At 42.7% G+C, this 17,017-nt stretch carries 16 protein-coding genes; 7 read left to right on the forward strand and 9 right to left on the reverse strand.

Annotation, left to right across the window (positions count from 1 at the left end; all coding sequences use genetic code 11):
• Positions 1–605 precede the first annotated feature (605 nt).
• Entirely contained in the window at positions 606–908 is a 303-nt protein-coding gene (locus C8322_RS12490; protein ID WP_111810720.1) for a hypothetical protein, read from the reverse strand.
• 533 nt (positions 909–1,441) lie between these two features.
• On the reverse strand, positions 1,442–2,674 hold the full coding sequence (gene tyrS, locus C8322_RS12495; RefSeq protein ID WP_004813954.1) for a tyrosine--tRNA ligase: 1,233 nt from the start codon (positions 2,672–2,674) through the stop codon (positions 1,442–1,444).
• 63 nt (positions 2,675–2,737) lie between these two features.
• Here tyrS and C8322_RS12500 point away from each other — a divergent pair, with 63 nt between their 5' ends.
• Positions 2,738–3,865: an anhydro-N-acetylmuramic acid kinase gene (locus tag C8322_RS12500; RefSeq protein WP_111810721.1), complete on the forward strand. Its 1,128-nt coding sequence runs from the start codon at positions 2,738–2,740 to the stop codon at positions 3,863–3,865.
• Between the two features lie 76 nt (positions 3,866–3,941).
• Here C8322_RS12500 and C8322_RS12505 read toward each other — a convergent pair whose 3' ends face one another.
• The 4 genes from C8322_RS12505 to C8322_RS12520 all read right to left on the reverse strand — a co-directional run bounded on the left by C8322_RS12505 (position 3,942) and on the right by C8322_RS12520 (position 8,135).
• A complete protein-coding gene (locus C8322_RS12505; protein ID WP_111810722.1) occupies positions 3,942–5,234 on the reverse strand; it encodes a lytic murein transglycosylase in 1,293 nt (430 codons plus the stop codon).
• 711 nt (positions 5,235–5,945) lie between these two features.
• Positions 5,946–7,067 carry a 5-(carboxyamino)imidazole ribonucleotide synthase gene (locus C8322_RS12510; protein ID WP_108675713.1) on the reverse strand — a complete coding sequence of 374 codons (1,122 nt, stop codon included), beginning with the start codon at positions 7,065–7,067 and terminating at the stop codon, positions 5,946–5,948.
• A gap of 16 nt (positions 7,068–7,083) precedes the next feature.
• Positions 7,084–7,596 carry a 5-(carboxyamino)imidazole ribonucleotide mutase gene (purE, locus tag C8322_RS12515; RefSeq protein WP_111810723.1) on the reverse strand — a complete coding sequence of 171 codons (513 nt, stop codon included), beginning with the start codon at positions 7,594–7,596 and terminating at the stop codon, positions 7,084–7,086.
• Positions 7,597–7,793: 197 nt separating this feature from the next.
• Positions 7,794–8,135: a DMT family protein gene (locus tag C8322_RS12520; RefSeq protein WP_103800869.1), complete on the reverse strand. Its 342-nt coding sequence runs from the start codon at positions 8,133–8,135 to the stop codon at positions 7,794–7,796.
• Positions 8,136–8,140: 5 nt separating this feature from the next.
• Here C8322_RS12520 and C8322_RS14430 point away from each other — a divergent pair, with 5 nt between their 5' ends.
• The 3 genes from C8322_RS14430 to C8322_RS12530 all read left to right on the forward strand — a co-directional run bounded on the left by C8322_RS14430 (position 8,141) and on the right by C8322_RS12530 (position 11,056).
• Positions 8,141–8,314: a hypothetical protein gene (locus C8322_RS14430; RefSeq protein ID WP_155858004.1), complete on the forward strand. Its 174-nt coding sequence runs from the start codon at positions 8,141–8,143 to the stop codon at positions 8,312–8,314.
• A gap of 51 nt (positions 8,315–8,365) precedes the next feature.
• Positions 8,366–9,727 (forward strand): UDP-N-acetylmuramate:L-alanyl-gamma-D-glutamyl-meso-diaminopimelate ligase, encoded by a 1,362-nt coding sequence (gene mpl / locus C8322_RS12525; RefSeq protein ID WP_111810724.1) that lies wholly within the window; start codon positions 8,366–8,368, stop codon positions 9,725–9,727.
• 417 nt (positions 9,728–10,144) lie between these two features.
• Positions 10,145–11,056, forward strand: a complete 912-nt coding sequence (locus C8322_RS12530) for a zinc-dependent alcohol dehydrogenase family protein (RefSeq protein ID WP_111810725.1) — start codon at positions 10,145–10,147, stop codon at positions 11,054–11,056.
• A gap of 64 nt (positions 11,057–11,120) precedes the next feature.
• Here the strand turns inward: C8322_RS12530 and C8322_RS12535 are convergent, their stop codons facing one another.
• From C8322_RS12535 to C8322_RS12550, 3 genes are all read right to left on the reverse strand, one after another.
• A complete protein-coding gene (locus C8322_RS12535; RefSeq protein WP_111810726.1) occupies positions 11,121–11,591 on the reverse strand; it encodes a BLUF domain-containing protein in 471 nt (156 codons plus the stop codon).
• A gap of 527 nt (positions 11,592–12,118) precedes the next feature.
• Complete coding sequence (locus tag C8322_RS12545) at positions 12,119–12,412, reverse strand: GNAT family N-acetyltransferase (RefSeq protein ID WP_004813972.1); 294 nt, start codon at positions 12,410–12,412, stop codon at positions 12,119–12,121.
• Between the two features lie 106 nt (positions 12,413–12,518).
• Complete coding sequence (locus C8322_RS12550) at positions 12,519–12,800, reverse strand: GNAT family N-acetyltransferase (protein ID WP_111810727.1); 282 nt, start codon at positions 12,798–12,800, stop codon at positions 12,519–12,521.
• Positions 12,801–12,954: 154 nt separating this feature from the next.
• On the opposite strand from C8322_RS12550, the gene C8322_RS12555 reads away from it, so the two are divergent.
• The 3 genes from C8322_RS12555 to guaD all read left to right on the forward strand — a co-directional run bounded on the left by C8322_RS12555 (position 12,955) and on the right by guaD (position 16,970).
• Positions 12,955–14,139 (forward strand): sugar transporter, encoded by a 1,185-nt coding sequence (locus C8322_RS12555; RefSeq protein WP_111810728.1) that lies wholly within the window; start codon positions 12,955–12,957, stop codon positions 14,137–14,139.
• A gap of 331 nt (positions 14,140–14,470) precedes the next feature.
• The gene (locus C8322_RS12560; RefSeq protein WP_111810729.1) at positions 14,471–15,436 is read left to right on the forward strand and encodes a TerC family protein; all 966 of its coding nucleotides are present in this window, start codon (positions 14,471–14,473) and stop codon (positions 15,434–15,436) included.
• A 199-nt stretch (positions 15,437–15,635) separates the two neighbouring features.
• Positions 15,636–16,970: a guanine deaminase gene (guaD, locus tag C8322_RS12565; protein ID WP_108675711.1), complete on the forward strand. Its 1,335-nt coding sequence runs from the start codon at positions 15,636–15,638 to the stop codon at positions 16,968–16,970.
• The last annotated feature ends 47 nt before the right edge of the window (positions 16,971–17,017 follow it).

A 17,017-nucleotide genomic window follows, 5' to 3' on the forward strand; every position in this document is an offset into this window, starting at 1 on the left:
AACCAGTAAAAATCCACACAAGTTGTTCTTCATAATCTCTTAATGATCTTTCTAACACCTCGTCAGTGCCAGAAGCTGGACTCAAAACACCGGATAACTCAGCGTCTCGCTTCGTTCATCACCGTGTATCTCGTCGGTATGGGTGCATTCTAGAGGATTTCAGAATCATTGCAACCCCCAATTCACTATATTTTTCACGTATGTATCTTTTTTCTACGAAAATCACTAAAAAATCGCTTTTTTATCTAAAATTTAACCATTTTTTTGAAATAAAACCTGTATTCAGTGCAATTCATTTTAAAACGGTTATTTTCATTAAGACTTAATAGCTCTCAAAAAATTACTAAATCTTAATAAGACTGTAAAATTTCAACTCTGTATTCAGAATTTTTCAAAACTTGCTTATATCAGCTTACATATTTTGCTATTTTCTATCCGACTAATAGATATAGGTCCTATCAGTAAAGTCAGTTTGCTGCTTTCATAGCGACTTCTTTTTCTAATCACAGGTTTTAAAAAGTCAAAATAGTCAAATCAGCCGTATTCAGCTTTATATAAGTTACGAAACCTGACTTTTTAATATCTATATAAAGCCAAAGAGAATATTAAGATAGCGAAGCTACGTATTGGCGATACTTATGTCCCACCCAGTGATGCATGACTTCTTCAATCACTTCTTTCTTACCTTTATAGTCCTCAGCAGCAAATAACAATTTAGCCCGACGAGGTAACCGCTCTTTGACTAAGGAAAAGAGAAGATAGTGTGATGCCAGATCGAGTTTCTGTAATAAAGTATATGCCTGTTTAAAAGATTTCTGTTTCTGCTCAGGCGTATCGTATTCAAATAGAAAACGTAAAATAAAATCAATTTCCTGATCAAAAATATCTTGAGTCCGATAGTGATACATAAACACTGCTTACCCTCTTATTTTAAATTTCTAGATCTTCTTTGAGACCTGATGTGATCAGCATACTGATAATTTTCTGGATGTCAGTATCTATCCGGCGATCTGTAGTGGATTTAAAGCAAATAAAAAATTTGATTTTTAAAAGAAATATAGAAAGAAAAACTGGAGTTTTACAAATAAAAAAGGAAGAGATCTCTCCCAAAATCTCTCCCTCGGAATTGAATCTTTACCCGATCCAGTATGTCATTATTATAGTTATTTGCTTCAGTATCTTAAAAAAAGTCTCTTGGGGAAGAGACTATAAGTTGTGGAGTTATTTATTATTACCACTACCCTCTAGATGTGCTTAAAGCGAATTCTCTAGATGAATAAATCTTATACATAATAATAAGGAAACGCAAGGAATTCGGCAAAATTTAACTCTTGTTTTTATAAGGTTTTTTTTGAATTTGCTTATTTGATTTTTGAATATAGAGTCATATAAAAAAAAGCAGGCCGAAGCCTGCTTTTAATTCAATAACTTAGAAAGTGTCTTAATCAACAAAGGTCACTTTTGCAATCGCTTTTTTGCTCGCCTGAACAATCAAAGTCACGTTTTCTTTCACAGAAAAAGACGTATCAACTGGTTGCCAGTCTACTTTTACTGCACCACGACCCAGCGCATCTTTGGCTTGTGCCGAGTTTTTAGTCAGACCCGCTTCACGCAGGATTGAAGTAATAAAGATTTCACCACCGAACTCGCTTAATGAAATGGTTACTTCCGGTGTGCCTTCAGGAAGTTCACCCTCAGTAATGATATTACCCGCGCCTTTATGTGCATGCGCAGCAGCCTCACTTCCATGGAAACGTTCAACCAGTTCCAGTGCAAGAATGCGTTTCACTTCCTGTGGATTACGACCTTCTTCAATCTCTTTCAGCAATACCTGAATTTCCTCTACAGATTTGAAGCTAAGCAGATCAAAGTAACGTTCGATCAGTGAATCCGGCATTGACAGTACTTTCTGGTACATCGCACCTGGCGCATCAAATACGCCAATATAGTTACCTAAAGATTTAGACATTTTATTAACGCCATCTAAACCTTCAAGAATTGGTACTGTAATACAGACTTGTGCTTCCTGGTCATAACGACCTTGAAGGGTACGACCCATTAACAGGTTAAAGGTCTGGTCTGTGCCACCCAGCTCTACGTCCGCTTCTAGTGCTACTGAGTCATAACCTTGTACCAGTGGATACAGGAATTCATGAATCGCAATCGGTTGCTGGTTGTTATAACGTTTTGTGAAGTCATCACGCTCAAGCATACGGGCAACAGTTTGCTGTGATGCCAGTTGAATCAGATCAGCAGCAGTTTTTTGTGCAAACCATTCCGAGTTAAACACCACTTTGGTTTTGTTTGGATCAAGAATTTTAAATACTTGTTCTTGATAAGTTTTAGCGTTTTCTAAAACTTGCTCTCGCGATAATGGTGGACGTGTTGCACTTTTGCCGGTTGGATCACCGATCATCGCAGTATAGTCACCAATCAGGAAGAAAACTTCGTGGCCCAGGTCTTGGAACACTTTTAGCTTATTGATCAGTACAGTATGACCTAAGTGCAAGTCAGGTGCAGTGGGGTCAAAACCCGCTTTAATTTTTAGTGGACGATTCTGCTTTAATTTCTTTAGAAGATCTTCTTCAGAAATAATTTCGTGTGTGCCTCGTTGGATGAGGGCAAGTTGTTCTTCAGCCGGCAGGAAATTTGACATTACAAAACCCAAATACATCAGTTATTCAATTTGTGCGATATACTAACACTTTTTCAGCATATTGCAGGCTTAAGAATAACCATGACAGCGATCTATATTGGGGTAATGACCGGCACAAGCATGGATGGTGTCGATATTGTTGCTGCTTCTTTTGATCCACTCCAGCTTCATGCCACCCTCACCCTACCTTTTGATCATGATCTTCGTGATGAATTGATGGCGCTCACACTGCCAGGCGATAATGAAATTGACCGCATGGGTAAAGCAGATGTTGCGCTGGCACAGATGATTGGTCATGGTATTAATGCGCTGATAGAAAAAAATAATCTGGATCGCACACAAATCAAAGCTATTGGCTCACATGGACAGACTATTCGCCACCGTCCTGAACATGGCTTTACCTTGCAGATCGGTGATCCAAACATTATTACTGAAATTACCCAGATTCCAGTGATTTCCGATTTCCGTCGCCGTGACCTGGCGGCTGGTGGCCAGGGTGCGCCGCTAGTTCCGGCTTTCCATCAGGATATTTTTCAGCATGACAGTATTCACCGGGTGATTCTAAACCTGGGCGGTATTGCCAATGTCAGTATTCTGCCTGCTGGTCAGCCAGATCAAGTCTACGGCTTTGATACCGGTCCAGCCAATATTCTGATGGATGCCTGGTGTGAGCGTTATACCGGCCAGCCTTTTGATGAAAATGGCAACTGGGCAGCCTATGGTACACCCATCCGTAGCCTGTTAGATCGTTTGCAGGAACATACATTTTTCTCCAAAGAACCTCCCAAAAGTACTGGCCGTGAAGACTTTAATTTGGAATGGCTGGATGAACAGATTGCTGACTGGCGTAGCGCTTTAGAATATGATGAGCTGGAAGATACTCCAGAAAATGTTCAGGCGACGCTCATGAAGCTCACCACACGTGCCATTAAAAAAGCGATTTATCGCTCTGGTCTGGATACGGGTGAAGTCTATGTTTGTGGAGGTGGTGCTTATAATTCACATCTACTGGAACAGCTGCGCTGGCGTTTGCGTAAACATCACTGGAGTGTGCAAACCACAGCTGATTTAGGCTTAAATCCAACATGGGTCGAAGGCACTGCCTTTGCCTGGCTAGCGATGCGCTTTATGAATCAGCTGAGTGGCAATCTGCCAGCTGTGACTGGGGCTTCAGGCTATCGTGTGCTCGGTACGATTACAGCAGTTTAATCTCATGAACTCTTATAACTATATTATAGTTAAATAAAAAATGTCTGCATTATTGCAGACCTTTTTTCAATCTCTGTTATTGCATCATCAGTTTGGCATTTTCATTCCGAAACGCACGTAAAATCTGCTGACCTGCCCGTCCGGTTGGAGTTAAGCCTAAACGGATCTGCTCTTGGCGGATCGCCTGACGGGTTTTATCCCCAATCAAACCATCCACTGCCCCAATGTCATAACCTTTATTGAGCAAGAATTGCTGAATCTCTCGACGTTCTGCACGTGATGTGCCAGCATCATCGGTTGGCCATGCTTGCACCAAGCCACCTTTACCTTGCAAACGATCTGAAAGATGTGCAATGGCTAAAGCATAGCTTTCAGCTGCATTATAACTATAAATGGCATCAAAGTTTTTAAAGACCAGGAACACCGGGCCATTGGCACCGGCAGGCGCCAATAAACCAGCTTGAGAGGATTCCGATAAATTCCCTTGAACTAATGCCGAACCATCGGCACGAACCAGACCTTGATTGATCCAACTACTCAAGGATTTTTTATTGCGACGACCTTCACCAGAAACTGACATACCTTGAGGAATTTTTACTTCAAAACCCCATGGCTGTCCGCTCTGCCAGCCGCGTTTTTTCAAGAAGTTGGCTGTTGAAGCCAAGGCATCCGGGATGCTGCTGACGAGATCACGACGCCCATCACCATCAAAATCGACCGCCAGTTCATCATAAGTGGATGGCATAAACTGGGTGTGACCAAAAGCTCCTGCCCATGAACCTTTAAGCTGGTTTTCATAGACATCACCACGTTGCAACAACTTCATGGTAGTAAAGAACTCACCACGGAAATAGCTTTGACGACGACCTTCACAACTCAAAGTACCGAGCGCCTGTAATAAAGGATATTTACCAGAAATATCACCATAATTACTTTCCACGCCCCAGACTGCCACCACAGTTTCAGCCGGAATGCCATAAGCAGCACTAACTCGATTTAATACGTCGCGATGCTGCTGTAATTTCTGACGGCCTTGCTGTACGCGCTCCTCATCGACCAGACCAGACAGATAGTCCCAAATTGGGGTAGAAAATTCAGGCTGGTAATTCAGGCGTTCAATGACTGAATAATCCGGGCTTAAATTTTGGGTATAACGATCATAAGTACTGCCGCTCACACCTTTGGCAATCGCTTGACTACGCAAATTGGCCAGACAGCTTTGAAAATTATTCTGAGCTGCATAATTCGGGCGATTTGAAGTAGAGGTCAAATCCGTCGACGTGACACGCTGACCATTAATAATAAGTTCAGCCTGTGCCTGTGAAGCCGCCAAGACCACCGAACCAATAAAAAGTGCAAGCCGTTGCATAAGACCCTTGAATATTTAGATTTTGAATTATGTTTCTACCTTAGCAGCTCATAAGGAAAATTAAAGCGCCAATACGTAACTTTAAATTCATAATTTCTACACTTTTAAATTCATTTTGTAATTTTTAAATTTAAAAATACTTATCCACAAGGCTACTTTAAATTCAAATCAAATGATTTTTTAAATTTAAATTCAAAACCAACAAACATCCATTTTGAATTTAAAAAAATTAATGTGGATAACTTGTTTGGAAATAAGCCGCCACGCAGCAGAATGCTTATAGCTTTCAATATTCTGGTTTTAAATTCATTAACAACAGGTGGGTCGATTTAAATTCAAAAACTTTGAATTCATTTACCAGCTATAAATTTAAATTCATATTTTTTTAAATTTAAAAGCACGAGTTTAAATTCAAAGTTCGATTTAAATTTGAATTTATTTTTATGAATTTAAATTCAAAACTGTGTTCCAGTTTTAAATTCAAATGCTGATTTTCAGGCTGATCCTCAACTGAACAAGCTAAAAATCAGACCAAAAATAGGTTTTTTGGGTTGTTATATTTATACTCAATTGATCAAACTATAAGCAATTGATTTTAAAAATGATCCGACCAATGGCAGGGATTTTTAAGGAGGCGCAATCATGCCTGAAAGCCGACAAATAAAAAAGCGACCACAGGTGTGATCGCTTTTTTTATCAGCAAGTTAAAGTTTAGATGCTCATATCTTCGCTCAATGCCAATGGATTCGGTAAAATCTTCGCCAATTGACGACATAGCATAGTCAATTGTGCACTGTCGGTTGGTATCAGGGTGATGTGACCAATCTTACGGCCTTCACGTTCTGACTTATTGTATAAGTGCAAATGCGCCCCTTCCAAGGCTAGAACATCTTCAGATTTTGGATGTTGACCGATGATATTCACCAGCACGGTTGGACGGATCACGTCAGTTGAACCTAAAGGCAATCCAGCCACCGCACGCACATGGTTTTCAAACTGCGAACACACTGCACCTTCAATCGACCAGTGACCTGAATTATGCACACGTGGTGCCATCTCGTTGGCGTATAGCCCCTTATCTGTCACAAACAGCTCAAGAGTTAATACACCCACATAGTTCAGATGATTCAGTAGGCGAGTGATGTAATCTTGTGCGACTGGCTGCAAGTCCGCACTGTTGGGTGCAGGTACAATCGAATGAGACAGAATGCCATTATGATGATGATTTTCGGCCAATGGCCAGGTCTTCACATCACCATCTTGACCACGTACCGCAATAATTGAGACTTCACGTGAGAAAGTGACAAAACTTTCTGCAATCAGTTCACCGGCAGGACCCAGTTCTGCCCAAGCCTGATCAGTTTGATCTGCTGAACGTAGAACGAATTGACCTTTACCATCGTAACCACCACGAGAAGTTTTAAGTACAATCGGCAGACCGAGTTCTGCAACAGCAGCTTTTAAGCTCTCTACTGAAGTGACTGCTTTATACGGCGCAACCGGAATCTCAAGTTCATCAAACAGGGCTTTTTCAGACAGACGATGCTGTGCAATTGCTAAAGCCTGACGTGGCGGATGCAGGTCTTTGTTTTTCGTCAAAACATCTACATCAGCCAGTGGTGTATTTTCAAATTCAAGACTGAACACATCTGCACTGTTGATAAAGTCTTGCAGACCATTTTCAGCTTTGCTGGAAAATACCGGACCTAATGCAGCCGAAGGGCAATCTGTAGTGGCTTCAAAGAAAGTACATTGAATGTTTAAAGGCAATGCCGCTTGTGCCATCATTCGACCGAGCTGACCGCCACCAAAAATACCGATGGTTTTATCCATTGTGTTTTATCCCGTATTAAGCTTGGCCTGGAATATTGTTGCTAGCGACTTTATCCGTTTGTGCAGCACGAAAATCTGCAACATTTTTCGCGATTTCTGGACGGGTCAGACCTAAAATTTGCGCGGCCATAATGGCTGCATTGGTCGCACCTGCAGGACCAATCGCCAAGGTACCCACGGCAATGCCTGCTGGCATTTGTACAATTGAAAGCAATGAATCGACACCATTTAAGATAGAAGATTTTACCGGCACACCCAATACTGGCAGATCGGTTTTTGCGGCACACATGCCTGGCAAATGCGCTGCACCACCAGCACCGGCAATAATCACCTGGATGCCACGATCGCGTGCTTGTTCTGCATATTCAAACAGACGGTCAGGGGTACGGTGTGCAGAAACGACTTCGGCTTCAAATGGGACACCAAGCTGCTTAAGCATATTGGCAGTGTGTTCGAGAGTTGCCCAGTCTGATTGAGAACCCATGATAATACCTACTAGAGGAGCATCTTGTGCAGCAGCCGCATTCATTGCAATGTTTCCAGAGATTAAAGTAAGAGAAGATAAATCTCGACGAGAGAGCCAAGCTTTAATGGGAGTTCGTATTATAGACTGAAAATTCAGCTTCATAAAATTTAACGGTCAAAGCAAGGCTCGATTTTTCTTATTTTTTTAATGAAATCTCAAAATCTGGAATAAAAATAGGGAAGTACACCACTTGAATGATATTAGGGGCTACGGAACACGAAATAGACACAGCCACACAGGCATAATCCTGCCCAGAGATAATCCAGTTTAAATGGCTGTTTAAACATAAACAGCATAAAGGGCACAAAGACCAGTAGCGTCACCACTTCCTGGGTGATCTTCATCTGACCGACTGCGAGTCCGTGTTGCGCCATCAGACGTGTTGCAGGAATCATCAGGCTATATTCAAATAAAGCAATGACCCAGCTAAATAAAATGATCTTCCACATTGGGGCATCATGCGGTAAAAATTTCAGATGACCATACCAGGCCAATGTCATAAAGCAGTTTGCACAAACAAGCAGGAGCAGGGGCCAGAACATAGCGGATGCCGGTAGAAAATTTACAGGATATTTTACGGATTATTGCAGCAAAAGATAATCGTGAACCTTGGTTTTTTATCACATCTAGCATCGTTTCTTCACATAAAAAATCACGCCAGAATGCCTATCTTTTCCCGCAAAGCCTTGCTATCGTTGCCGGTAAATCGAATAAATCATGACAACAGCACAGAAAACAAAGTGCTGTGTCAGTACAAAATGGAGTGAAGTCGATGCATCTGCATATCTTGGGCATTTGTGGCACCTTTATGGGCTCGCTGGCCTTACTCGCGCGAGACCTCGGACATAAGGTGACAGGTTCAGACCAGAACGTGTATCCACCGATGTCGACCCAACTGGAAAATGCAGGCATTACTTTAATGCAGGGCTATGACCGTAGCCACCTACAACCACATCCCGATCTGGTCATTGTTGGCAATGCCATGAAGCGTGGTATTGATGCCGTGGAATACATGCTAAATGAAGGCCTGCCTTATATTTCAGGTCCACAATTTCTGGCAGATCACGTACTACAAGGTAAACACGTGTTGGGGGTAGCTGGTACGCACGGTAAAACCACGACGACGACAATGCTGGCGTGGGTACTGGACCAGGCAGGGTTAGAGCCAGGCTTCCTGATTGGCGGTGTACCACTGGGCTTTTCTGAAAGTGCACGTTTAGGTGGCGGCAAATACTTCTGTGTAGAAGCCGATGAATACGATTCTGCTTTCTTCGACAAGCGCTCCAAGTTCGTACATTACCATCCTAAGACTGCGATTCTGAATAATCTGGAATTTGATCACGCCGATATCTTTGATGATCTGGCCGCAATTCAAAAACAGTTCCATCATCTGGTACGCACTATTCCGTCTGAAGGTCGCATCATTGCACCGATTACGGAAACCAATATTGATGAAGTACTAGAGCAGGGCTGCTGGACACCGATAGTTCGCACTTCACTGGATGCCAATGAAAAAGCTGAACTCTCTGCACAACAGTTGTCTGCTGATGGTTCACATTTTAAAGTGCTTCAGCATGGCGTAGTGAAAGGCGAAATAAAATGGAATATGACGGGTCAGCACTCGGTTGCCAATGCTCTGGCAACTATTGCTGCTGCTGAGCATGTCGGTGTATCCATTGAAACTGCCTGTGAAGCACTCTCGAATTTTGGCGGTGTAAAACGCCGTATGGAGCTGCTTGATACGGTACGTGGTATCGAAGTCTATGATGATTTTGCCCATCATCCGACTGCAATTGATACTACCCTCGACGGCGCACGCAAGCGTCTGGGTGAACGTAAGCTTTGGGCGATTATTGAACCGCGTTCCAATACCATGCGTATGGGCAGTCACAAAGAGGGTTTGGCTTATTCAGCACGTCTGGCGGATGAAGTGATCTGGTATCAGCCTGAAGGTCTGGATTGGGATCTGCAACCTGTGATTGAGGCTGCACCAAATAAAGCTGTGGTAGCACGTACTTTGGATGAGATCATTCAAACTGTTGTTACTGAAGCAGGGGAAGGCGATGCTGTGGTGATCATGTCCAATGGCGGTTTTGGTGGCTTGCATCAGAAACTGATTAGCGCCTTACAGTAAATTATCTAAATCAATACTTGTAGCCTTTATTCCATAAAATTTCTCAAGGATCGTATACACATGTCTACGATCCTTTTTTAATATTAAAAAATACTTAATTTTTTTAAGGAATTAACTATTTTACCAATGATCTAATCCTAAAGTCCTGCTAGCTTAAAGCCATTACGTGTTTCTCAGCTGACAGTCGTCATAGCTAAATACGACTGCCAATCCTCCACAATAATCACTAAGAAGGATAGTTGCCATGTCAAATACAATGAAAGCAATGGTTTACTATGGCGCCAATGAGATCCGTTTTGAAGAACGTCCCATCCCGAAAATCTTGCAGCCCGATGATGCCGTTATCAAACTGACTAAGGTCACGATCTGCGGGACCGACCTCGGCATCTGGAAAGGTAAAACCCGGAAATTGAACAGGTGGCAAAAGAAAAAACTGGCGACTTTAATGGCCGGATTCTCGGTCATGAAGGCATTGGCATCATTGAAGAAGTCGGTTCAGCAGTCAAAAACTTTAAAAAGGATGATCGGGTCATTATTTCCTGCGTCAGCCGCTGCGGTACCTGTGAAAATTGCCAGAAACAGCTGTATGCACACTGTCGTAATGACGGTGGCTGGATTATGGGTTATATGATTGATGGTACCCATGCCGAATATGTCTGTACACCTTTTGCTGACACTTCTCTTTACCATTTACCTGAAGGCTTAAATGAAGACGTCGCCGTCTTCCTGTCCGATATCCTGCCAACCTCACATGAAATTGGTGTGCAATATGGTGATGTCAAACCGGGTGACAATGTCGCGATCGTAGGTGCAGGGCCAATCGGGATGAGTGCCTTGCTCACTGCTCAATTTTATTCTCCAGTCAATATTATTATGGTAGATATGGATGATAACCGGCTGGAATTTGCCAAAACGGTAGGCGCAACTCATATCGTTAACTCTGGTAAAGAAGATGCCATTCAAAAGATTTTAGAAATTACCGATGGACGCGGTGTCGACTGTGCCATTGAGGCGGTAGGGGTAGAACCGACCTGGAATATTTGCCAACATGTGGTGAAAGAGGGTGGACATATCGCCAACGTCGGTGTACATGGCAAATCGGTAAATTTTGAACTGAATAAACTGTGGATTAAAAACCTGACCATTACCACTGGTCTGGTCAATGCCAATACCACTGGCATGCTGCTCAAGACCTGCTGTTCCGGCAAAATACCATTAGAAAAACTGGCCACGCATCACTTTAAATTTAACGAGTTTGAAAAGGCCTATGATGTGTTTAAACACGCGGCTGATGAAAAAGCCCTAAAAGTGATGATTGACATGAACTAATGCAAATCAGACAAAAAAAGTCCGCCATGCGGACTTTTTTTATTTTTAGTCTGGATTCACCAGATCAGAAATAAGGGACATAACCACGTTGTTTATAACCCTGGGGTGAAACCAACTGTTGATGATTTTCGTCAACACGATACAAGATCTCGAGCAAGCCATCCAGATTTTGCTGGTTCAGATAATGCGGCTGAAAAGTGCTATGACCCAGCTTGGAAAAGAACGAAGCAATCTCGCTATGCTTATGTACATATTTCATCGACCACTCAGCAAAGCTTGGCGCTTCCACGGTTGTATCAGCGAAACGATACACCTGCTGATGCCGACGGTCTTTCAAAATACTTTGAAAAAGCTGCTCTACAATCTCAGGTTCACCCTGCAAACACTGGAAAAACTTTCCATGTGCATAATACAGTGCTCCATAGATCTGATGCTCATAATTGAACTTTCGTGCAATTGCTAAAATATCACTCAGGTCTTGTAATAGATCTTGTTCTGTTTCGATGCGCGTACTGGCATAACAGAGTTGTAGCATGAATGATTCCTTTAAATTTCAAGTATTGATTTTATAGTCAATATATTGGGTTTAGGTTATTTTTTAATCAAATATCAGCTATTTCTTACACTGTTTTCAGTTTGCATTTTGTAGCTAAATTATTAAAAATTAAAGAGACATCATTGAAAAATAATTACTCGAATGATAATGCTTTTAATGAGGGTGAAACATGCTAAAAGATCTTTTTATCACGTTAAGCTTGTTATGTCTGTGTTTCGCGCTAGTCATCGTGTTGCATAGCTGGGGCTTGCAACGTGAGATTAACATGCTGATCAGCAGCATGCTATTAACTTGGGCACTATTGATTTGTGTGGATCATCGCGCCTTTTTTCAGACCAGCATCTCCCTGATCATCGTTATTTTGATCATGCTGCAACAGTATGAACAGATTGTCTGGATGGGATTAGGACTCTTCAGCGGCACTCTGCTTTATAGACTGCCACAAGCCCATAAACAGGGCTTATCGTCTCTTATCCATTTGAATCTGTTTATTCCAACGGGATGGTTTAAAAGGCTAAAGTCGCTACGTCATGTAAATTCCGATCACGCTTAAACATGACATGCACATAAGAGCATTGTGGAATAATTTTCAGCTGTTTCTGACGTGCAAATTCGACCAGAATATCCAGCATTTTACGGGCCACGCCTTTACCACGCAGTGCATGTGAGACCCAGGTATGGTCAGCAACAATGGTGTCCGGTTCACGCCATTGATAAGTAATTTCTGCTACGCGCTGACCATTGTCTTCCATGTAAAACACACCGCCGCGCTTTGAGTCCTGATGTTTGATGTTGCTCATTTTCTTACCTGTTGTACTAATCCAGGATCAACCTGTTATATCGTCATATCCTCATCCATTAAACATCTTATAGATGTTTAGTCCCATCTTTGAGTTAGATGAAGTCCTACTGAAGTACATCCCGTATGCTTTCATTTTTGTCAAACACCGACTTGGCAAAAGGGCAGAGTGGAATAATTTTCAGAGCATGCTTTCTAGCAAAACCAACCGCAGCTTCAACCAGCTGCTGTCCAACACGTTGTCCGCGTAGGCTATCATCCACCCAGGTATGATCAATAATGAACTTATCATCACCTGCCCGGGAATATGTCATCTCTGCCAGGCGCTGGTCTTTCTGCGCCACATACCATTCACCTTTAGTTCCTTGTTCCTGGTGTTCAATCTGCATAGGTTTACCTCAAGATTTTATCTCAGACTGCCATAGTCCTCAGCTTTACAATGTTGCAATTTTTTTAATTCCGCTGAGTAAAATTACAGCCTGCCTCATGTGAAATTTTCTGGCAAAAGCATAGAATGTGCCGATCCTGTATTGATCCTCCCTCATGTCTGCTTCTGCTCAACCTCTTTCTGTTACACGCCAATGGATCTGTGTGATTACCTTGGCCTGTGCCGCTTTTATTTTTAATACGACCGAGTTTATTCCAGTAGCACTACTGAGCGATATAGGAAAGAGCTTTGCCATGACTCCAAGAGAAGTCGGGCTGATGCTGACTATTTATGCCTGGGTAGTCGCATTACTGTCTTTACCGATCATGCTACTCACTAGAAATATTGAACGCCGTTTCCTGCTTACACTGCTATTTATGGTCTTTATTGCCAGTCATGTGCTGTCTTATTTTGCCTGGAGTTTCATTGTCCTGGTTATCAGTCGGATCGGAATTGCAGTTGCTCATGCACTGTTCTGGTCAATCACGGCATCACTGACAGTGCGTGTAGCACCGAAAGGAAAAGAATTTCAGGCCTTAGGCCTACTATCTACCGGTACTGCGATGGCAATGGTACTCGGGATTCCTTTTGGCCGGATGATTGGCGAAGCGTATGGCTGGCGTAACAGTTTTGGGCTAATTGCAGTAATTGCCACGTTAGTCTGCTTTATTCTGGTCAAAACTTTGCCACATTTACCGAGTATTAACTCAGGCTCCTTTAGCAGTTTAAAAAGCCTGATCAGACGACCCAGCCTGATGCTACTTTTTGCACTGACTGTATTGGTGATCAGTGCCCAGTTCACAGCCTATAGTTATATCGAACCTTTTGCGTTGAATGTGGCACATTTCAGTTCTGCACAGACCACAACATTGCTGCTGATCTATGGCGGAGCAGGCTTCCTGGGTTCCTACTTGTTTGGTAAATTTGCACCACAGTTTCCACGACTGACGATTCCATTTTTCACTTTAGGGCTGGGTATATCGATGCTCTTGCTATTGCCAATGTCAGTGAGCCTTTTTGGCTTAAATAGCCTGAGTCTTATGTGGGGAGTCAGTATTATTGGTTTTAGTCTGGCTTTACAGGCAAAGACTTTAAACCTCGCCTCAGATGCCACCGATGTAGCCATGGCAATCTTTTCAGGTTTATACAATGTCGGGATTGGTGGGGGTGCATTACTCGGCGGGATCGTGACCGCGCAAATTGGCTTGGGCTGTATCGGCTGGATGGGAGGATTATTGGCATTTTTTGGATTTGCGCTTAGTGTGTTTCTGGTACGCCGTCCTGATTTTCTTAAAGCTTAGTGAATGATTTTTGTAAATAAAATTGTATCCCTAATTAAAATCTGTCATGCTTAATTTATATTGAGCTATCGCTCAGACAAAATTTAGTTTGAACAAGGGGAGTAGCCTCCTCCAAACGTTTAAGAATGAAATTTCAGTTTTTGAACGTGTCAGAATATCGTCATTACACTTTGCAAAAAGTCGGTATCTGAGCATCTTTAGGTTACACTTGATGTAAAAAAGTGAAACACTAAGATGTAGGCAAGACCTTGATCATGTTGTTATAGATGTTTTTCATCTGGCAGCTGGTCAAGGTTTTTTTATGGCCAGTCGTCCGATGTGGAGAATTCACATGGAAACAATTGGTACGCTCTGGCTGTATCTTGTCTTTTTCGCAATTGTCGCCGTCATGCTGGTGATCGATTTTGTCGGCTTTAAACATCAGCATGGTCAGGAAGTAAAAGTCCGTACCGCTGCCTACTGGAGTATTGCCTGGGTCAGTGTCGCGACTTTATTTGGTGGTGGATTATGGCTGTATCTGGAGCAGACTGCAGGTGCGGCAATTGCCAATACCAAGGTCATGGAATACTTTGCCGGTTATTTGCTGGAAAAATCCCTGGCAATTGATAATGTCTTTGTCTGGCTGATGATCTTTGCCGCCTTTGCCATTCCACCAGCGCAACAACGTAAATTGCTGTTATATGGTGTACTGGGTGCGATTGTGCTCAGAACAATCTTCATTTTTATTGGTGCCTGGTTTGTACAGGAATTCTCCTGGATTCTGTATCTGTTCGGTGCGTTCCTGGTGTATACCGGCTTCAAATTCCTGCGTGGTCAGCATGAAGAAGACAGCAATATTGAAGATATGGCCATTCTGAAATGGCTACGTAAACATATGCGTATCACCCCGCAACTTCAGGGCGATAAATTCTTTGTCCGTCAAAATGGTTTGCTTTGGGCAACGCCGTTATTCTTGGTGCTGATTCTGGTCGAAGCCTCTGATGTCATCTTCGCAGTCGATTCTATTCCGGCTATTTTTGCTGTCACCACCGACCCCTTCATTGTGCTTACTGCGAACCTGATGGCAATTTTAGGCCTGCGTGCAATGTTCTTCCTGCTCTCAGGTGCAGCCTCAAAAATGCATTATCTGCCTTATGGCCTAGGTTTGATTCTGGTCTTTATCGGCTTTAAGATGCTGATGCTGGATGTATTCCATATGCCGATCTGGATTTCACTGAGCTTTATTGTGATTGTCTTGACGGTGACTGCGATCTTGTCGATTCGTCATAGCAAGAAACATAACGAAACTACGCTGTAAAGCTAATCATAAAAAAAGCCTGCTGATGCAGGCTTTTTTATTTGTCTATAAGCTCAGCTGCATACGCACGCTCTGTTGAAATTATTCGTGATTGTCTGATCTCATAAAAAAAATGCATGGTTAAATATGAATGTTCATATAAACATGCTAATTTTTTCAGCTACAATCAATCGAAAAAATCAAAAAGCGCAGGTTTTAAATGTCTTCTATCATTGCAACGACGGCAGTACGCGGTCGCTTCCTGGATATCAAGAATACGGTTGCCCAAGCGCGTGAAATTCACGACCAAGTGCGATATGTAGAAGATGGCTTGCTCATCAGCCAGAATGGTGAGATTCAATGGTTTGGCAGCTGGGAAGAGGGGCAGCAGCATCTGCCTGAAGGAGTGCAAGTGGCTCATTATCCTGAGCAGCTGATCGTACCAGGTTTTATTGATACCCATATCCATTTTCCGCAAACCGAAATGGTCGGTGCTTATGGTGAACAACTTCTAGAATGGTTAAATACCTATACTTTTCCGACTGAAATCCAGTTCCAGGATCCAGCTTATTCAGAAAAAATTGCCGAATTTTTTGTGGAAGAATTACTTAAAAACGGCACCACGACCGCATTGGTCTTTTGTACCGTCCATCCTGAATCAGTCAATGCTTTATTTAATGCAGCGACGACGCGTAATATGCGTCTGATTGCGGGTAAAGTGCTAATGGACCGTCATGCACCGGAAGCACTGACGGACACCGCAGAAACAGCGTATACCGATTCTAAAAAGTTGATTGAAAAGTGGCATGGCAAGGGCCGTAACCTGTATGCGATCACGCCACGCTTTGCTCCAACTTCAACAGCTGAACAGCTAGAAAAAGCAGGACAACTTAAAGCGGAATATCCGGATGTGTATGTGCATACTCATTTAAGTGAAAACAAGAATGAGATTGCCTGGGTCAAGGAATTGTTCCCGGAACATCAAAGTTATTTAGATGTTTACCATCACTATGGTCTGACTGGTTCTAAATCGGTATTTGCTCATTGTGTGCATCTGGAAGAGCAGGAGTGGGATTGCATGCATCAGACCGACTCGGCTATTGCCTTCTGTCCAACCTCAAATCTGTTCCTGGGCAGTGGTTTATTCCCTTTGAAAAAGGCCTGGGACAAAGGCGTTAAAGTGGGACTGGGCACCGATATCGGAGCAGGGACCTCATTTAATCAGCTGCAAACCCTGAATGAAGCCTATAAGGTGCAGCAGTTACAAGGTAATAAACTGTCTGCCTTCGAATCGCTATATCATGCGACACTAGGCGGGGCCAAAGCCTTGAGTCTGGAGGATCAACTCGGCAACTTTAATATCGGTAAAGAAGCCGACTTTGTTGTATTAGATCTGAATGCGACGGCGTTACAACAGCTGCGTCAAAGCAAAGCCAAAAATATTGAAGATGCATTTTTTGCACTGATTATGCTGGGTGATGACCGTAATATTGCAGCGACTTATGTTTCTGGAGAGGCGGTTTATGTCAAAACAACAGCTCAGGAAAAAGCCTGAAAAATCACGCCGTCGCATATGGTTCATGCTATCAGCAATAGCCATTG

It is taken from the genome of Acinetobacter sp. SM1B (assembly GCF_003289665.1).
Lineage (GTDB): Bacteria > Pseudomonadota > Gammaproteobacteria > Pseudomonadales > Moraxellaceae > Acinetobacter > Acinetobacter schindleri.

Coding starts and splice junctions, on each gene's coding strand:
- C8322_RS12490 (WP_111810720.1), bottom strand. CDS start 908: ATGTATCACTATCGGACTCAAGATATTTTTGATCAGGAAATTGATTTT.
- tyrS (WP_004813954.1), bottom strand. CDS start 2,674: ATGTATTTGGGTTTTGTAATGTCAAATTTCCTGCCGGCTGAAGAACAA.
- C8322_RS12500 (WP_111810721.1), top strand. CDS start 2,738: ATGACAGCGATCTATATTGGGGTAATGACCGGCACAAGCATGGATGGT.
- C8322_RS12505 (WP_111810722.1), bottom strand. CDS start 5,234: ATGCAACGGCTTGCACTTTTTATTGGTTCGGTGGTCTTGGCGGCTTCA.
- C8322_RS12510 (WP_108675713.1), bottom strand. CDS start 7,067: ATGGATAAAACCATCGGTATTTTTGGTGGCGGTCAGCTCGGTCGAATG.
- purE (WP_111810723.1), bottom strand. CDS start 7,596: ATGAATGCGGCTGCTGCACAAGATGCTCCTCTAGTAGGTATTATCATG.
- C8322_RS12520 (WP_103800869.1), bottom strand. CDS start 8,135: ATGTTCTGGCCCCTGCTCCTGCTTGTTTGTGCAAACTGCTTTATGACA.
- C8322_RS14430 (WP_155858004.1), top strand. CDS start 8,141: ATGCCGGTAGAAAATTTACAGGATATTTTACGGATTATTGCAGCAAAA.
- mpl (WP_111810724.1), top strand. CDS start 8,366: ATGCATCTGCATATCTTGGGCATTTGTGGCACCTTTATGGGCTCGCTG.
- C8322_RS12535 (WP_111810726.1), bottom strand. CDS start 11,591: ATGCTACAACTCTGTTATGCCAGTACGCGCATCGAAACAGAACAAGAT.
- C8322_RS12545 (WP_004813972.1), bottom strand. CDS start 12,412: ATGAGCAACATCAAACATCAGGACTCAAAGCGCGGCGGTGTGTTTTAC.
- C8322_RS12550 (WP_111810727.1), bottom strand. CDS start 12,800: ATGCAGATTGAACACCAGGAACAAGGAACTAAAGGTGAATGGTATGTG.
- C8322_RS12555 (WP_111810728.1), top strand. CDS start 12,955: ATGTCTGCTTCTGCTCAACCTCTTTCTGTTACACGCCAATGGATCTGT.
- C8322_RS12560 (WP_111810729.1), top strand. CDS start 14,471: ATGGAAACAATTGGTACGCTCTGGCTGTATCTTGTCTTTTTCGCAATT.
- guaD (WP_108675711.1), top strand. CDS start 15,636: ATGTCTTCTATCATTGCAACGACGGCAGTACGCGGTCGCTTCCTGGAT.